At 33.3% G+C, this 18,260-nt stretch carries 14 protein-coding genes; 9 read left to right on the forward strand and 5 right to left on the reverse strand.

What is annotated here, in order from left to right; all coding sequences use genetic code 11:
• Positions 1–132 precede the first annotated feature (132 nt).
• From PSA_RS23920 to PSA_RS23930, 3 genes are all read left to right on the forward strand, one after another.
• Positions 133–1,095, forward strand: coding sequence for a hypothetical protein (locus PSA_RS23920; protein ID WP_127924111.1), 963 nt, complete (start codon positions 133–135; stop codon positions 1,093–1,095).
• A 53-nt stretch (positions 1,096–1,148) separates the two neighbouring features.
• A complete protein-coding gene (locus tag PSA_RS23925) occupies positions 1,149–2,756 on the forward strand; it encodes a hypothetical protein (protein ID WP_042145297.1) in 1,608 nt (535 codons plus the stop codon).
• Between the two features lie 136 nt (positions 2,757–2,892).
• Positions 2,893–4,125 (forward strand): Glu/Leu/Phe/Val dehydrogenase, encoded by a 1,233-nt coding sequence (locus PSA_RS23930; RefSeq protein WP_042145299.1) that lies wholly within the window; start codon positions 2,893–2,895, stop codon positions 4,123–4,125.
• A 48-nt stretch (positions 4,126–4,173) separates the two neighbouring features.
• Here the strand turns inward: PSA_RS23930 and PSA_RS23935 are convergent, their stop codons facing one another.
• The 3 genes from PSA_RS23935 to PSA_RS23945 form a co-directional block, all read right to left on the reverse strand.
• Complete coding sequence (locus PSA_RS23935; RefSeq protein WP_052379977.1) at positions 4,174–4,653, reverse strand: thioredoxin family protein; 480 nt, start codon at positions 4,651–4,653, stop codon at positions 4,174–4,176.
• 3 nt (positions 4,654–4,656) lie between these two features.
• Positions 4,657–6,804: a TonB-dependent siderophore receptor gene (locus PSA_RS23940; protein WP_082305896.1), complete on the reverse strand. Its 2,148-nt coding sequence runs from the start codon at positions 6,802–6,804 to the stop codon at positions 4,657–4,659.
• A gap of 219 nt (positions 6,805–7,023) precedes the next feature.
• On the reverse strand, positions 7,024–9,102 hold the full coding sequence (locus PSA_RS23945) for a CapA family protein (protein ID WP_042145302.1): 2,079 nt from the start codon (positions 9,100–9,102) through the stop codon (positions 7,024–7,026).
• Positions 9,103–9,234: 132 nt separating this feature from the next.
• On the opposite strand from PSA_RS23945, the gene PSA_RS23950 reads away from it, so the two are divergent.
• From PSA_RS23950 to PSA_RS23970, 5 genes are all read left to right on the forward strand, one after another.
• On the forward strand, positions 9,235–9,618 hold the full coding sequence (locus tag PSA_RS23950; RefSeq protein ID WP_042145304.1) for a ribosome recycling factor family protein: 384 nt from the start codon (positions 9,235–9,237) through the stop codon (positions 9,616–9,618).
• Positions 9,619–9,730: 112 nt separating this feature from the next.
• Positions 9,731–12,664 (forward strand): cadherin-like domain-containing protein, encoded by a 2,934-nt coding sequence (locus tag PSA_RS23955; protein ID WP_193216503.1) that lies wholly within the window; start codon positions 9,731–9,733, stop codon positions 12,662–12,664.
• A 142-nt stretch (positions 12,665–12,806) separates the two neighbouring features.
• On the forward strand, positions 12,807–13,139 hold the full coding sequence (locus tag PSA_RS23960; protein ID WP_042145308.1) for a hypothetical protein: 333 nt from the start codon (positions 12,807–12,809) through the stop codon (positions 13,137–13,139).
• A 9-nt stretch (positions 13,140–13,148) separates the two neighbouring features.
• On the forward strand, positions 13,149–13,352 hold the full coding sequence (locus PSA_RS25675; protein ID WP_042145309.1) for a hypothetical protein: 204 nt from the start codon (positions 13,149–13,151) through the stop codon (positions 13,350–13,352).
• 483 nt (positions 13,353–13,835) lie between these two features.
• Entirely contained in the window at positions 13,836–15,509 is a 1,674-nt protein-coding gene (locus PSA_RS23970) for an alkaline phosphatase (RefSeq protein ID WP_042145310.1), read from the forward strand.
• A 53-nt stretch (positions 15,510–15,562) separates the two neighbouring features.
• Here the strand turns inward: PSA_RS23970 and PSA_RS23975 are convergent, their stop codons facing one another.
• Positions 15,563–16,207 (reverse strand): lipopolysaccharide assembly protein LapB, encoded by a 645-nt coding sequence (locus tag PSA_RS23975; protein ID WP_042145311.1) that lies wholly within the window; start codon positions 16,205–16,207, stop codon positions 15,563–15,565.
• A gap of 111 nt (positions 16,208–16,318) precedes the next feature.
• Positions 16,319–16,984 (reverse strand): GntR family transcriptional regulator, encoded by a 666-nt coding sequence (locus PSA_RS23980; RefSeq protein ID WP_042145312.1) that lies wholly within the window; start codon positions 16,982–16,984, stop codon positions 16,319–16,321.
• A gap of 760 nt (positions 16,985–17,744) precedes the next feature.
• Here PSA_RS23980 and PSA_RS23985 point away from each other — a divergent pair.
• Positions 17,745–18,113 carry a DUF2913 family protein gene (locus PSA_RS23985; protein WP_145987697.1) on the forward strand — a complete coding sequence of 123 codons (369 nt, stop codon included), beginning with the start codon at positions 17,745–17,747 and terminating at the stop codon, positions 18,111–18,113.
• Positions 18,114–18,260 lie beyond the last annotated feature (147 nt).

The raw sequence follows: 18,260 nt of genomic DNA on the forward strand, positions 1-18,260 counted from the left end.
ATTTGTTTCTAACTGACACAGTTAAAATCTGAGATTACATCTAAGAAATAATTAAATTTAATAAAAATGACATATATTCATTATATTCTTGATTGAGTGCCATTTTGAGGTACTTATAATTAGGAGTTTATTGTGAATATTAAAACCTTATGTTTAGGCATAGCTTTAGTACAGTCTAGCTTTATCCATGCCTCTATTTATTCAAATCCAGGAACTGTAGAACAAAATACAAGATATGCTGTTAAAAACTCAGCATTAGATAACGTATTACAACATAGAAATCAAAAAGCTTGGTTATATACTGATAATACAGACTCTGGGGGTATAACTGGCTCTTATAGTGCTGGTAATTGGGTAAAGCTGCATGATCGCACTATGAAAATCGGTGTTGGCTCAATCTCATTTGAATTTAACCCTGCAAAAATAGATTGTACTCAAGGAATGTCGTTTAATTTAGAAGTTGGGGAAGATACTGTCAGTGTATTTAAGCCAAATTGCGATGATTTACTTGACGCTTCTATTACCTACCCTATTAGTCATTATTTTGATCTCATACCAGATGTTATTAAGCCTAAAGTCGTTGTACCACTAGACCCATTAGGTTTATTTCAAATAGGTGTTAAATTTGGAGTCGGTGTTGAAGTAGGAGCAGAATTTACAGCTGGTGGTGTAATTGGTGGCCACAATAATGAGCAACCATTCACGCCTAATGGTGTTAGGAATCCTGATTATGTATATGCGTCAGTGGCACCTTATGTGAGCGGTCAAATTTCTGGAGCTGCATATACAACTTTTGGACACGGTATTGCTGAGGCTGGTGTAAAAGGTAAATTTAATATCGTAAAGGTACAAGCAAAGGGGTATATGGAAGCAGGGATTCGTCGAATAGAACATGATGACGGCATACAAGAAGAAGGTTTTTTAGAATTAAAAGTCACAGGAAAACTATCTGGTGGCGATGGAAAATTAGAAGCATATTGTAAGAAACTTTGGGGATTATTATATTTCAGCGCAAATTTAATGAAATGGGATCCTATATACACTTATGAACGCACTTTTTTTGAATATGCTAGTCCTTCTTGGGAAAAAATTTAGATAATTAAATTCAATAGCGAAGATTGGCTTCGCTATTTTATAGGAATAAATAAATGAAACCGACTTTTAAAATAATAGCGCTCGTTTTTATTGTGGCTTTATTATTTCTTTATAATTTAAATGTAGGCAAAACACCACCTGTTGTTAATGCTCAATTTGAACTCAGTACCAATATATCTAACGATGTTCATAGGAAAAAAAACACACTAAATGGATTTAATTTTAAAATTAAAACAATATTATCAACTAATAATAAAATTAGTAATCAATCAAGTTTTGAAGGTAAGTTTTTATTAAAGCCCGAAGAAGTAAACAACCAATATCTTGGACAGATAAAGGATGTAAAAATTGTTAGTCAAGTCGGTGAAGAATCAAATACAATTAATATATCCAAAAGCATTCCATTTAAGGTCAAATACAATAACTTTGTATTTGACCAGGTTAATTTATTAAAATTAACAGCTGATCATCCAGTTAATGCAATTAAAGTTTTACTAAAACAGCTTTCATATCAATTTGATAAACCATTAAAAATAACCAGCGCGACTAATGAAACTGAATATAGATATAAAAGAAATGGAAATAGCATCACACGAACAGCGGTATATAGAGATTACTTTAACAGTGATCTAAATTTGCAAAGAATAAATCAAAATGAAAATTGGGAAATGTTATTAGACAAAGAAAATAATATCATTAAATTGAATTTTACTAATCAAAATTTATTTAAAAATGATATTAATGAATTAAATTTAACACAAGAAATAGAAGTCACAGTAATTAATTCGAAAACAGAATTTAAAAAATTAAGTTATGAACTAGATGCTAATTCTAGTATTAGTGCCATTCATCTAATGCAACCTAAAAAACACGAAATATTAAATGAAAACCAACTTTTAAACGCAATAGCACAGTTAAAACACAATATGCAAAATGAATCATTATTATCAGAGGTCGGGCGCTATTTGGGTGAAAATTATGATACAGATAAATTATTGGCTCTATTAAATGGTAGCCCTAACGCGTCAGCATTAATATATGCGCTACAAAAATCAAATACACAAAAATCTGAAATAAGTTTAATAAATTTACTTGAGCACCCAGATCTACAGGCTCAAAATCAGCAAAGAGTGATCATGTCTTTGGCACGCTTAATTAATGCGAGTGATTATGCTTTTACAAGTTTAAAAGCAGTAGCTGACAATAAAGAGCATCAATACTCGAATACAGCATTATTAAATATAGGATCTGTAGCTAAGAACTCTCCTGATCTCGCAGCTGAAGTTGAACACTACTTATCAGACCAGCTTACCAATTCGAATAAAACTGCAATGACCTTATTAGCCATTAATAATTCAGGTTCAAATAAACTAAATGCAAATGTATCAAATTTACTCGGGAATAAAAATGCGGAAGTAAATATCGTTGCTTTAAAGATATTAGCAAAAGATATCAAATACCAAGATCGTCTTATTGATTATGCAAGTACAAGTAATAATCCTAAAGAAATTATAGCTGTAGCCCAAGGTTTGAGGCGTGAAAATAGATCTCTATCAGCAAGTCAAAAAAAAATTATTGAAGCAAAATTGGCCGAAACTGAACATCCTATTTTAAAAACTCAATTATCTGAGTTATTAGTAATATCTAACAAAACTTTTTAATGAAGAAGATCAAGTTATATGATCTTTATTTAGATTTTATAACTTGCTCTCAGTACATGAATACGCGTTATAACAATTAATTACTAACATTTTAACTCATAAAAAGTGAAATTAAGCTAGTCTAAATTATACAGATGTGAGTTTAGACGTTATTAACTCATTAATGCACCCACATGCTACACTTACAGCAAGTTTGCCTGTGAGGATGGATAATGGTTCAACACAATATTTTACTGGATATCGCTGTCGTTATAATAATTTATTAGGGCCTTCAAAAGGCGGCATAAGATATCATCCAAATGTAAACCGCCAAGGAGTAGAAGCCTTAGCTTTATGGATGACCATTAAATGCGCCATTGTTGGCCTCCCCTATGCTGGCGGTAAAGGTGGCATTACTGTTGATGCCAAAAAACTTTCAGCCATGGAAATAGAACGATTATCCAGAGCTTATGTTCGAGCAATGGCTGATTTTATTGGACCAGACACAGATATACCTGCACCTGATGTATATACCAATGCCAGAATTATGGGTTGGATGATGGACGAGTATGAAACGATAAAAAGAGTAAAAGCACCTGGTGTGATCACAGGTAAACCAATAAGCTTAGGTGGTAGCTTAGGTGGTAGCTTAGGTCGTGATGATGCAACTGGCCGAGGTGCTTATTTATGTATAAAACAGTTAGAGTCTAAAAATAAATGGCAACCAAATAATATCACTGTTGCAGTACAAGGGTTTGGTAATGGCGGGTATCACGTTGCTAGGCTATTACATGATGATGGCTATAAAATAGTGGCTATTAGTGACTCTCAAGGTGGGATTTATTCCGATAACGGCTTTGATGTTGACAGTATTTACAAAGGTAAACAAGAAACAAATCGTATTACTGCGCTTTATTGTAAACATTCAGTATGTGAGTTAGTCGATCATGATGTGATCACTAATGAGCAGTTACTAGAGCTTGATGTTGATATTCTAATCCCAGCGGCACTTGATGGTGTGATCACTACTAAAAATGTGAATAACATTAAAGCAAAAAATATTGTTGAAGTAGCCAATGGCCCAATTATTGGGGAAGTTGATCATATTATCGCACAAAAAGGCATCACTGTTATACCTGATGTTTTGGCTAATGCCGGTGGTGTTACAGTAAGCTATTTTGAATGGGTGCAAAACAAAAACGGTTATTATTGGTCGTTACCTGAAGTACATAATAAATTGGCCACTATTATGAACCAAGCATTTTCTGAAATATGGGATATTTCAATGAACGAGAAAGTAAGCATGAGAGATGCTGCTTATATGCTTGCTATGCGCCGGTTTGATAAAGCCGTAAGTGCACATGGCACACAGCAATACTTTTCAAATTAACTTTATTTTATCTCTTATAGTTACGCTACATATATTGTAACCATAGACTCATATATTACATGAGGGTATTTCATATTTATTAAGTAGGTTTATCAGTTTATCTTTTGGTGTATAACCTTGTGTTTTAAAAACTAATTTCCCTTTAGCATTAAAAATAAGCATCATAGGTACTGGGCTTTTAGTACCTATTGCATTAATGATGTTTCTACTGGCGATATATGCAGGGAAACTGTTGTGCTCCCTTTTCAATTCCATTTTTAATTTTTGCTTTGAACCTTGTACGCCAAGCATCACTGTTTGCAGCGTTGGGCAAATTTTTTGTAACTTTTTAAGGACTTTATGTTGTCGTTGACACCAGCGACAGTTGGGCATAAAAAAAGAAGTTAACAACGGTGAGCCACTATACATATTTAGGGTGTAAGGGGTTTGACTACTGATATCAATACGCTGCATTTCTTCTTGATAAATGCTCTGTGCATTGGCATAAAAGCCAAATGCACATAAACCCATTAAAAGATATTTTAACATTTATTAAAACTCGTAATTTAAACCTGCATAAGTACTTCTACCTCGTAACGGTCCATAAATATAAACAACATCATAACTGCCATCATCATGGAACATGAGTGGACTATCCATATCGTTTACTTGGTTGTAGTCAAACAAGTTTGTAGCACCTACATAAATTTTAAGGTCATCTGATAATGCTTTGATTATCTTTAAATCAATAGTAAGGTAAGAATCAGCATTGATCGACTTCAATTGTGTACCATCATTTTTGTTATAACCCACATAGCCATAATCAGATAAGTCTCGGCTCGCAACCCAAGTTGTTGAAGTGATTACATCCCAACCTTTGTAATCCCAATCAGAACTTAGTGTCATTCTTTGCTCTGCCGGTGCTATTGCAAATGAAGTTTTAAATGTCTCATCATAATCATATTGCTCAGCAATTAATGATAAAGACCATTGCTCAAAAATTTGGTAATTGATAGCGACATCAATTGCTGTTACTGACGCTATATCTTCTAATTGTCCAAGTACAGGTGTACCTGCTTCGTCATGATATAAGGAAGCTAAATGATCAACTTGTGTATATGCAAATGATGCTGTAGTACTAAGTTTTTCACCATCAAAGTTTAGTGAGTAAGTGACGCTATCTGAACGTTCTGGTCTATCAACTGCAACGATATAGCCTTTGCCAGCATCTAATATACCATGATCACTTTCAAAGAAAGATAATGGTGCTCGATAACCTTGACCAAATGATAAACGAGAAGTAATTTGTTCGTTATGTAAATAGCGCATATCTATGCGAGGTGAGATAAGCGTTTTATCTATTTCAATACCTGGTTTAGAAGGATCAACAAAATCAGCCTGAATATTATCAATACGTATTGCTGCTGCTAATTCAAAGTTTTCGTTTGGCAGCCAAGAATCTTGTATGAACAACCCTGTTGTTACATAGTCAAAACTATCAGAGACATAGTTATCTAATTGCTTTAATGCACGAGAGCTAGAGCGCATTTCTTCTTTTCGGTGATCAATACCAAAAGTTAATAGGTGATTATCATTTAAATCATAATTAAATCTGGTGCTTAGATATAGCATGGCATCGTCAGCTCGATAATCAACACCTTCATAAAATGAATCTTGAATATGGTCAATATATGCAATGCTTGAAGTTACATTTGATTTAGCTGATATTTCATGTAACCAACTCAGCGATAACTCTTCACGATCTGTTTTTACCCATTCAGCAGTTTCCCAAGGCAAACCTGTATAACTGTTACGAACATCATTATCTTCAAATAAGTGTTCAGACTTTCCATAAACAACGCTAGATAGCGCATCGGAAATACTGTGTGTTGTATCACCAATCACAGGGCCACCAAATACTTCTGAGTTACTTTGATTATAGCGAAAACGGATGTTATCTGTGTAACTTAAGTCATGGGATAAATATAACGTAAAAGATTGATTAGTTAACAAAGGGTTTTCACTTACACCATTATTATCGCCATCAAATTGATCTCGGTTATCATATTGACCAACGAGTGTGATATTTGTATTGCTATCATCACTGACCCCTGTCGCAACCATAGAAGCCTTGCGATAACCTAACTCACCTGCAGATAAATCAAATTGCACGCCATTTTCAAATGCGCTTTTAGTGATCATATTTACAGTACCACCAATTGCTTCTGGAGCAGTTAATGACGCCCCAGCCCCACGTGCAATTTCGATAGTTCCAATGCCACTTGCAGCTACAGAGTCCATACCATAAAATCCTGAAATCATCGTATGCATAGGAATACCATCTATCAGTACATTAGTATGCTCCCCTTTCATACCATTTATCATTACTCTTTTGGCACCACACATTGAACATTCGTTAGATACACGAATACCGATAGCATTTTGAATTGCATCAGCTAAACTCGCTGCTTGTGTATTTTCAATATAATCGCCAGTTAATAGTTCAGTTTTAGAAATGCTGTCTTTTAATGTGCCTGCATCCGTTAAACGCGTGCGAACACCATATACATCTAATTTTTCAATAGATACACTCTTATCTTTTTGTGTAACTATTTCTGTACTTGTATCTGACGAAAATACATTAAATGAATTAAACAAAAAACTGATTGAAGCAACATAAATCAAAACTAGATGTTTCATAAAAACCTTAGAAAACAATATGGGAACAGAAATAAACAGTAGATGATAATGATTTTCATTAAGAATAACAATAAGAGTTTTGATTAAACATGAAATAGTTTATTAAGCTGGTAAATTTGATGAGGTTAATAATCATAATATGAAAAAAAATGCCATCATAGATATGATGGCATTTGATTCAAGGGTGATAACTACAAAACTTTCAAGAAAATGGTAAAACTATTTCAAATCAATTTTCACATCTGATTTAGGGGTTGTATTAAAACCAATAAAACTAGCTTGTTTATTGCCATCATTCAAAACTGGTAAACTATTCAATTTACTATAGGCACTTTGCCATTCAACTAAATTTACATCATCTAAATAAACCGTATTTTTATTACCAGATAAATCTTCAATTTCTAGTAATACTCTAAAGCTACGATAACCAACACGTTGGGTATTAAAAGCGACTTCTAGGTTTGTCCAACCTTCTGTGCCATCTAATGTCACAGTTTCAATTAAATGTTTTTTAGCACTTTTAATTGCATATGAGAATTTATCTCGGGTCTTACGGCCTTGCCAATAAAAGTTTACTTTCGTATCTGAATCTACTTTAATATTGGTACTAATTGTCATCGGTGAACTTGGGTTATAAACACGTCTAAAGTTTGTCATGCCAAATGTTTCGATTTGACGAGACTTTAATTCAGCTTTAACAGACTTCTTACCACTTGATGCAGAATCTAACGTAATATCAAATGCATTCTGATCAATATTCCAACCGCGTTCGTTACTATTAAAGGTATCAAAGCTTTCAAAGTCAGAACCATTCACTAAATTAACACCTAAACGATAGGTTAATTCTTTATCTGTACTTGATACGTGAGCAATACTTTGTTGCCATTTTGTATGGTAAAGTGGGTAAACCGTTTGATCATCTTTGGCTTTAATAGTGATATCACTATTAGAAGTAACGGGTAATTTATTGGGTGTAATAACAGCATGGCCACCAGATATGCCTAATTTTATACCGCGTTTTTGAGATAACTGATCTAAACGTTTTAATACAGTATATCTATGCATACCTGTTGCAGGCGTTGGTTTATACCCTTTTAAATAAACAGGTACTATCTCGGCGCGATGTAATTTCTCTCCATCCATCCATACATATAAAACAAATGAATGTGGTGTAGAATAAAAGTACTGATCGAAGATAAAATTACCCATAGAGTAAGCTATTAACTTATCATTATAGATTTCAAAACCTTGAGTTACATGCGGATGATGGGCAATCGCCATATCTGCACCGGAATCAATGGATGTTTTTAATCTCTGTTCAGTTACTAAAGTTGGCTCTGTTTTATATTCTAGGCTGCCGTGGTATTGCACTATTGTGGCATGGTTATAAGCTGATTCACGGCTAACCGAATCTACAATATTTTGCATAGAACCAAAAGCTGCACCACCTTTATCATCTGAAGCTGTTTGGTTTGGTGTAAAACCACCTTCCCAACCGACATAGCCTAAAAATGCGTAATCAGTACCATTGATATTTTGTCTATGGGCTTTAAGCGCTTGCTCTTTATTTATGCCTGCTCCTGCATAATTTAAGGTACTTTTTTCAAGATATTTTAAAGTTGATTTAAGGCCTGAGTCCATATAATCATAAGTATGGTTATTGCCTAAAGTAACAAAGTCTATACCTGCCCATTCAAGGGCAGTGAGTGTTTCTGGTGGAGAATAAAAAGTGACAGATTTAGGTGCGCGTTCGTTAGGTTTTGTATGTGCAATTTGAGTCTCTAGATTAACCGCGGCCATATCAGCCAAGCTCATATAAGGGCGCATATGCTCAACTATCGATTTTGTATCTTGCTGTTTACTATCTGCTTCAATAATAACAGCGTTATCAAACTTAGGTTTTGCAAAACGACGGCCCATCATCACATCGCCACCAAAAGCAAATAAGGTGCGCCCTTGTACTTTTCTAACCAGCTCAACAGGTTGAATATTCATATCCTGTTGCTCTAATTCATAATGACTGAATGTTTGAATACCTGTGTAATAATTTTCTGTTGAAAATGTTAAAGCATAAATGTCATCGGCTGATACCCAAACACTATAATCACCATTAGTATCGGTTTTAAAGCTTTGACCATTTACCACAAGGCTAGCATTTTTAAGCGATCTTTGTTGTTCGTCAACAAGCGAACCTGTAATATTCACTTTACCTGTTTCATCAATAGCTGAAACCGTCTTACACGCACTAACAATGCCTAAACTTAAACCTATAAGGGTTAACAACAGATTTTTATTCATAATTATTATCTTCGATTGCTGGAATAAATACACTAACATGCATTTTAAACATCGAACAATGCATTTACACCAAACAACCATAACCTCAGGTTATATGTATTTTCAAAAGCATAAAATACAGTTTAGGATAGTATGATTAAAATAATTAAAAATACATCAATGATAGAAATTCCACTCAATAGTTTTGTTCGCAGGACTCAAGACCATAAACAACTCAAAGCGTTAGTTATGGGTACAGGTGCTTTGCTTAAACGAAAAGGGCGTTCTCGTAACTGGGTATTAAAAGCCGACTGGCCACAGATCAGTGAAATTTTAAATAATGTGCAAGTCAACGAAGAGCCGAGTTGGCAATGGTTTATCAATGAATTACATAAACATAAACCACAATTATCAGTTAATGAACTTGTTGAATTAATAAAACAACAACCGCTTATTACACTTAATCAGTTAATTGAAAAAACAGATTGCACATTAGCACAAGCAAGAGAAGCGATTGATATTGTAGAGTGGCGCTAATTTAATATTATATAGGTTACATAGTAAGTTGTTGATATTATTGCTAGCTTAATTAAATAACATCATGTTAACATTCCTCTTTTTTAAGAACAGCAAAATGGTATTAAGTATAATGCAAATATACAAACGGGTTTTTGTACTATCAATATTTTGCTTTGCAATGGCAGCATGTGGTGGAAGTGGCGGGACTAATAATGAAACAGACAATAAACAAAAAAATAAAGCGCCTGTTGCAATTGATGACTCAGTCAGCATTTGGGTAAATGAAACAGCTCCTATTTCAGTAATCTCAAATGATAGTGATAGTAATGGTGATAATTTATCAATCACTGAGATATCAAAACCAGCAAATGGCGTTGCAACATTCTCTGACAAAATAATTACCTATACACCTAATTCAAACTTTATTGGTTATGACAACCTTTCCTACATAGTCAGTGACTCTAAAGGAGGGTCTTCCAGCGCTAATATTACCATTACAATTAATAATAAAGCACCAGACGCTATCAATGATAATGTAACAACAACGCAAAGCAATTCTGTTGAATTAAACTTATTAGGTAATGATAGCTCACAAGGACAACATCAATTATCTTTAGTTAGTATGACACCACCTAAGCGTGGTCAAATATATAATGATCTTGGTGTTATTAGTTATGTACCACAGTTAGGTTATGTTGGTCAGGATTCATTTGGTTATGTTGTTAGAGATACACATGGAGACGAATCCACTGCCACCGTGTCAATTATAATCGAAAATCAACTCCCTATAGCTGAAAACGATAATGTACAAACATTACAAAATCAAAGTATTGTAATTTCGGTTTTAGACAACGATATAGACGCTGTTGGAGATAATTTAACAATATCAGGAAATTCACAACCAAATTTTGGTCATGTTTCTATTGAAAATAATCAACTTGTTTATATTCCACAGCTAGGCTTTTCAGGGCAAGACAGCTTTGACTATGTAATGTTAGATAATTATGGAGCTAGCAGTACTGCCACTATTGTAGTTGATATAACTAATCAATTACCAAATGTATTAAATGATAGCATCACTGTCCTTGTCGGACATACTATTGAAATTGATGTATTAGCAAATGATATCGACGTTGAAGGTGATAATTTAACAATTGAATCTATAAGTTCACCTGAGCAAGGTTATGCAGAAATAATTGATAATAAAGTTTCTTATACTGCTCCATATAATTATGAAGGAGAAATCATCGTTGGCTATACGGTTTCTGATAATTATAGTGGTTCAGATTCAGGGTTTATTAGTTTTGATGTCTCAAATAGTGTCATTCTTACTGGTAAAGTAGCCAATCTTACACAGTCTGATATTGAGGTGGTATTTACTGAATCTGATAAAAGTATAAAAGTTTTAACTAATTCAAATGGTGTTTTTGAAGCTAAAATACCATTAGAAAATTTGTCTAGTCTGGTAGTTGCAAACGTTAAATATCCACAAAAATCTTATGAGCTATTTGCGCATTACGGCTCTGTTAGTAGTTTATTAGCAAGCGCAAATGAAAGTGGTGAAGTAAGTGTACATTCTATAAGTCATTTTACCACAGCTGAATACGAGCTATTAAATCAAATTAATCAGGATCCGATAGTCACAGAACAAACCCTTTCAGACATACAGCAAAAGCTTGATTACGATTATGTAATAGATTTAGCCGCGACAGCGAACATTATAATCTCTGACAATGGGTTAAATTTACCTGAGCGTTTTAATTCGATAAATGACTTTATGCAATTACCTTTTGAGATCAGTAAAGAATTAGGAAAATGGCGAATTCATAATAATCAAGATTATATTTTAGCCTATGAATCATTATTTAATAATACTCAATTAACGTGGACTCCTGATGAATTAAACCAAGGGAGGCATGCTTTATACCGTTCAGGGAAAGCTTCTTCTTTATTTACCACTGACCATTTAATTCTAAATAATGAAAATCAAGGATACATAGATACAAATAACCACTATAAAGCTCCGCTAAAAATAAGTTGGCAATTAACAGACTCCAAACTCGATATTAACGTCGAAGACATTAATCGAGAATTTTTATATCAATATGATGATAACGCTGTTGCTAAAAGCTTTAATTTTGGTGCTCAAAATATTCAGATAAAAAGTATTCTTAAAACAAATAAACATACGATATTATTTGAAAAAAGAACTGGCTGTAATGAGATTACTACAGATGATGAAAATAATGATATATGTGGTGAAAATAGTCCAACCCAAACCCTTTATCAAAGTCGTCGATTAATAACAACTTCACTCTCTGAAATTTCGCCGGGTGAGTATCATTTTGAAACTGTTGATTATATGCAAGGGAATACTGATACCGGAATATATACCTCTTTTGATACTATTGCTGCGAGTTTCATTCTCAACGCTAATGGTAGTTTTAACGAGTATTCTGATAGTTATAATACAAGTCGAACTGGAACTTGGTCTTTACACGATGACGGTTTCCAACTTAATTATGATAACGGAATAAAAATCATTTATGCGAAAATAAGTAATTACCAAGGGTTACCTATTTATCAATATAGAGTTTTCGAAAACAATCAACCAGTTCTAGTAAAGACAACTTATTTAGTAGCAAAACAGAATTTGAGTTTATTTTCACATCAAGGTGAATTTATCCCTGCAGAATTACCACTGTTTGATCCTGATATAAATACTAATTTTAAAATACCTTACGAAATTGATCACACTGGAATTCAACAAAATTATCAAGCAGGTACTTGGTATGACTCTTATTCTGGGCGTTTTAGTTGGTCATTTAATAATCTCATATATAAACTTGACTACTTTGTGCACCCTGAAAATTATGAATATGTTACCTACTGTGATGTTAATAAAGATAACTGCGAACAATGGCGATATCGTGAATTTGAAGTGATTGGTAAGCTAGGAGAGTTATATTTAATCAAAAACAATCAAGCTTATATTCCTGGCAAAGTTATTCAAAATAATTTACGTACTGGCTATATCGGACTCTTTAAGTATAAAACGTTTTAAGTATTTTTAGTATTTTTAGTATTTTTGCTTATCAAAGACTTACTTTTTGGTAAGTAAAATATCGCGAAATTTAACTTATTTTAATTGTTTTAAAAAACTGAATCACGTAGCCTACTCAACTTAAAAATTATAGGCTAATTAAATGAAAACATTACTTAAAAGTATTCAATACGGCATGTTAGATTATATAGATGGTGAAGAGGATCCTGAATATACTTCAGAAGATGTAGAACAGTGCATCACACTGCTATTAGAATTTATGACATTTATGGGCTCTGAGCCACAAACAAATGATACAGCGACCTATGAAGTTCAAGAGTTAGTTCTGTCTTTAAACGATTTAAACGCGCGATGTTTTAACTGTTTAATAGAAACAAGTGAACGTGAAGACATATGCAAATTTATAGATAAAGTTATCGTACAAGCTGGATTAAAATTTGATCATGATATAACCGTACAGTACCGTCAGTGGTAAAACATTATTATGGATAAACCAACTGTTTGGATTAAACCTGGTATCGTGAGTATTTTTGGTACTAGCTTTGATGCCGCATCCCATTCACATCAAGCAATTCAATTGGTTTGGCCATCATTAGAATCATTAATTCAGTCAAGAATTAGGGGTTTCGTGGCGACCGTATTTATTATGGCGAACAATGATGTGTGCAGTACAAGCTATCTTAAATAATACCTCAGCAACTCATGCGGAATTTATTAACAGACTTCCTACTTCCAACACCAATACTAGATTTTAATCATCAAAAATTACAATCTTGATAGCACAAAACAATGGCGCAATTTACCTATATTTGATGTGATAAGTGCAATTTACAATTTTGTGCGTGATGACATTAAATTGATTTTAATGCTGAGACTACTTGCATACAAAGCGAAGGTATCGCTGATGATTTAGGGTTTATACACAACCAGATGATTTTCACACCGGATTTGTTAGTAACCTTTTTGGGATTAAAAAACTATTTTTTAGATATGTTGCTCGCCATTTTATGAACATAAATGTAAATAGAATTCGTAAAAATGGCATTAAATTATTTTGGCTTTAGAGCTTATACTCAAACTGACATATATTTGCCATTAATTTGTCATATAACTCCTTTAATCTTTTGTGAAAATATTACTTAAATATATATTTTATAAAAGGTTTCAAAACATGTACAAAAGTATGTTAGCTTTAGCTGTATCGGCTATTTTAATATCGGGTTGCAGCGATAATGAAAAAACGATTGAAGTGATCAAGAAGGTCGAAGTAATAAAAGAAGTACCTCGTGCTGAAGTCACTAAAGTTAAAAATGTTATTTTGATGATAGGCGATGGTATGGGTGCTCAACAAGTTGGATTATTAGAAGAATACGCCCGCAGAGCACCGCAATCTATTTATAACACCAAAAACAATATCACTGCGTTATCAAAATTTGCTAATGCTGGTCAAATGGGTTTATCACTCAACGCACCCCATGGTGAAACTGGCAGCTTAGTTGTAGATTCAGCTTGTTCAGCAACTCAATTAGCCACAGGTCTTGCATCCGGTTCAGAAATGGTTGGGCTAGATATCAACGGCAATAAAGTTCAAACTATTTTAGAAAAAGCGAAAGCTATGGGTAAAGCGACTGGTTTAGTATCAGATACTCGAATCACTCACGCAACGCCTGCTGCTTTTGCTTCACATCAGCCTCATCGCTCGCATGAATCTGAAATCGCGGTTGAATTGGTCAGTTCAGGTAATGTTGATGTACTACTTTCTGGTGGTGCTCGTGTATTTTTACCGTCAGATATAAAAACAGATGAAATTGAGCGTGCTGCTATGGCTGAGTTAGGTTTACCTTTAAGTACCTATAAAAAATCAAAACGTAGTGATGATCGAAATATAATTTTAGAAGCGAAAGATGATCACGGATATAACTTAGCTTTTGATGCAGAACAACTTGATGCCGTTGAAGGTGATAAATTACTAGGCTTATTTTCAAACTCAGGTATGGCTGATGGTATCGCCTATTCAGCTTGTAAAAAAGACAATATCTGTACTCAGCCTTCTTTACGTGAAATGACATTAAAAGCATTAAATATATTATCTAAAGACGATGATGGCTTTTTCTTAATGATTGAAGGTGGACAAATAGATTGGGCTGGCCATGTAAATGATACCGGTTGGATGCTACATGAATTATTGAAATTTGATGAAGCTGTAGATGCAGTTTATGAATGGGTTAAAGACAGAGAAGACACCTTAGTTGTTGTTACAGCAGATCATGAAACCGGTAGTTTTGGTTTTAGTTACTCTCGTAAAGAGTTACCTCAGGCACAGACATTGTCTGGAGATGGCATGCAAGGAAAAGATTATAAACCTAACTTTAACTTCGGCGCTTTAAACAAACTTGACAGATTACATGCGCAATCAGGTACTTTTTACGACATGATGAGCCAAGTTGATTCTGATTGGGATTTCAGTAATACAACCGGTGAGCAATGGGCTAATGCAATCAATAATTACAGTGATTTTAAGGTCACGCCGGAGCAATCGGCGCATATCGCTGAGAGAGAAGAAAATGAGTATTATATAGCTGAACACAAGTACTTATCTGCCGCAGAATTTCCTAAAATAAATGATTTCAAGGAATTTTATGTATATGGTGATGAACTTCATGCTAACTTAATTGGCCGTACTTTAGGTGCAGATCAAAATACAGTTTGGGGAACGGGTACACATACAGCCGCACCTGTACCTGTTTATGCTTTTGGTCCAGAAGGTGTTACAAAACAATTTTCAACTATGCAACATCATGTAGATTTAGGGCAAAAAATGATGAATGCGATTTCACAAGATTAGTTTAAAGATAACCTTAAATAGTCTCAAATCAGTAAAAGCTTAACTTAATTAGCTCAGGTTAAGCTTTTTTCAATACACGTCAATTCCTTATAATAAAAGATTAATTCTTTAATATAAGGTTTGTAACGATATTCATATAATTTTCTCAACATAAAGTCCCTTGCATTTTTTTTATCTTGGGAACTTAAAACCCACTCAAAATGTTTCTTACCTTTGTGAATTTTTCCTTGTAATAATAAGTAAAGTCCCAAATCTATTCTTGCTTCAATATTATCTGGATACACTAAAATAAGTTTAGTGAGTACAGAGCAAGCTGACTTTAAATCTTTATTTGATTTATAACATTGGGCGAGTAAATACCAAGCAGACATTTTTCTTGGTTCGATTTCTAGGGCTTTATTATATGATTTAATTGCGCGTTGATAATTTTTTTGCGCTTGTTGTACTTGGGCGATATTTTCCCAATGACATGCAGTTTCTTGGACAATATTGGCTTTTAATAAATAGTTTATAGCATGCTCATAAAAACCTAACCTAAAATGCACCATAGCAACATTGTTCAGGTTTTTATAATCATTATTATCTTTTTTTATTAATTTACGCCCTATTTTTAAAGCTTTATTAGAATCACCCTTTTCTAACGCAGCTTCAAATAAATCATTTAACTTATGTTTATTTGCTAGTAATAATTCAAACATGGAGTTTACTTGTTAACCATAACTTTATAGTTAAACTTTAGCTCAATAAAAACAGCAAATTACTGTTTCATGTAAAATTCATCAAAGTGAATTATTATTGCAATAAAACTATTAAACACCTTGTAGTACTTCTTTTATTTCATCTCTTGAACTTAAAATATGTTGTTTAAGTAATTTAACTGCTTTTTTAACATCTCTTTCGATACAGGCATTTAAAATGTCTTTATGATCAGTACCCACTTTTACAACCCCACCTAAACTGTTAATATGTACACGCACATATCGCTCAGCCTTTGTATTTAAAATATTCACTAATTCTTGAGTTTGAGGTAAATCAGCTGATGAGTATAAACATGTATGATAATCGGTATTTAAATCACACCATACTTTAGGCGCATTATTTAACTTAAGTGCATTATTTAACGTATCTAAAATAAAACCAGCTTGTTTTATTTTATCATGGGATAAATTAGGAATTGAACTTTCTAATAGCTGAGCTTCTAATGTTGCTCTTAACAGAAATAGCTCATCTACTTGCTCTAAATTAAACTCAGTAACACTGGCGCCTTTGTTTGCTTTAAAAGTAATTAGCCCTTCACCTTCTAATAATAAAAGTGACTCGCGTACAGGTATTTGACTTACATTTAGCTCTTTTGCCAGAGCAGCTTGGCGGATATGTGTTCCAACAGCTATCTCACCACTGAGTATTTTTTCTCTGACAGACTCCGTGACTAACTGAGTCATGGTTTTATATTCCATTTTTTTTACTGCTGACATTGGTTTTTCCTAAATCAGTTATAAATTATTACTTGCATCATCTAATGATAACAATTCTTTATCCTTGTTATTGATATTTTTTATCTTTATGTAATCTAAATCTTCATAAACCTTAACACTTTGTGTAAACCCTTGCATTTTTAAAGTATTTGAGGCACCACAACTTTATTGACCATCAAGATTTAAAATATTGTTCTATTTTTACTAAGTCTTGTTTTAATACGTAATAATCAAATGTTAGATTATTTAACGTTTCGCAAAAGTGAACATAATTTCCGATATTAAGTGAAACACTGTAATTTTTGATAGGATTATTTGTAATTCAGACATATTCTGTAAAGCCATCACTTAATATACAGGTTTAATTAAACGACCATTAGATACATCCATAAGATCAGAATATACAAAAATTTCGCAAAAGCATTTTATTAACTTCTTCTCTTAGCTGATCTTTAGTTGGCTACCAAACCATATATACTCAACCTGATAAATAGCTCAGATAAAATCCATTCAATATATCTTGTCCTTAAGGGAGGATCATTTAACAAATGCATTATGCTAGTAATTATAAAATTATCTTTATCGATAAAGATAGCCGCTATGAATGTGATAAAACTTTAGTTAATTTCGCAAATAGAGACTTTGAAAGCGTGTTTTAAACAAAAAATTAAACTTTATCTGCGAATTTTATTTTTTTTTACTATTTATTGTATTTTATTGGCCCTATACATACTCTAGATATTTTATGATTGTATAAATAGTGATAGAATATGCGCAACTAAATATACAGGTAAACGAAATTTTGCAACAAGAAGAACTTCACGAGCAATTGCTCACAGACATGGCACAATGTGCATTGATGGCTTTAGCGATTGAACAACAAACTGGCAAGTGTGGATTTGGTCCAACTTCAGAACATAAATTTTTGAGTAAATGGTTAACTGCTGCATATAAACAAAAACGCTTTGCTAAAGAGACTGCGCCTACACTTCAAGCTCTTACTCAAATGGCTAAAGAAAAAGGTCAATTTGCTGGATTAAAAGCTAATTTAATTAAATTAAGCAAGCCAGAAGAAAATACTGACTCAAAGTCAGATACAGAATCTTCATCAGATACAGCTTCAAAGTAAATCTGTAAGTTCTGAACAGCATGTGATCAAAATAAATAAGGTCACATGCATGTTTCTCAACCAAAGCAAATCTATAGATAATTATTATCTATGACCCATTAATAGTACTTCGGTGAACTTCCCAAAATACATAAGGACATGGCGACG

This window comes from Pseudoalteromonas sp. '520P1 No. 423' (assembly GCF_001269985.1).
GTDB lineage: Bacteria > Pseudomonadota > Gammaproteobacteria > Enterobacterales > Alteromonadaceae > Pseudoalteromonas.

What these genes read in the sequence shown, in the direction of transcription:
- PSA_RS23970 (WP_042145310.1), top strand. Translation starts at nt 13,836, where the DNA reads ATGTACAAAAGTATGTTAGCTTTAGCTGTATCGGCTATTTTAATATCG.
- PSA_RS23980 (WP_042145312.1), bottom strand. Translation starts at nt 16,984, where the DNA reads ATGTCAGCAGTAAAAAAAATGGAATATAAAACCATGACTCAGTTAGTC.
- PSA_RS23935 (WP_052379977.1), bottom strand. Translation starts at nt 4,653, where the DNA reads ATGTTAAAATATCTTTTAATGGGTTTATGTGCATTTGGCTTTTATGCC.
- PSA_RS23955 (WP_193216503.1), top strand. Translation starts at nt 9,731, where the DNA reads ATGCAAATATACAAACGGGTTTTTGTACTATCAATATTTTGCTTTGCA.
- PSA_RS23925 (WP_042145297.1), top strand. Translation starts at nt 1,149, where the DNA reads ATGAAACCGACTTTTAAAATAATAGCGCTCGTTTTTATTGTGGCTTTA.
- PSA_RS23960 (WP_042145308.1), top strand. Translation starts at nt 12,807, where the DNA reads ATGAAAACATTACTTAAAAGTATTCAATACGGCATGTTAGATTATATA.
- PSA_RS25675 (WP_042145309.1), top strand. Translation starts at nt 13,149, where the DNA reads ATGGATAAACCAACTGTTTGGATTAAACCTGGTATCGTGAGTATTTTT.
- PSA_RS23940 (WP_082305896.1), bottom strand. Translation starts at nt 6,804, where the DNA reads ATGAAACATCTAGTTTTGATTTATGTTGCTTCAATCAGTTTTTTGTTT.
- PSA_RS23945 (WP_042145302.1), bottom strand. Translation starts at nt 9,102, where the DNA reads ATGAATAAAAATCTGTTGTTAACCCTTATAGGTTTAAGTTTAGGCATT.
- PSA_RS23950 (WP_042145304.1), top strand. Translation starts at nt 9,235, where the DNA reads ATGATTAAAATAATTAAAAATACATCAATGATAGAAATTCCACTCAAT.
- PSA_RS23975 (WP_042145311.1), bottom strand. Translation starts at nt 16,207, where the DNA reads ATGTTTGAATTATTACTAGCAAATAAACATAAGTTAAATGATTTATTT.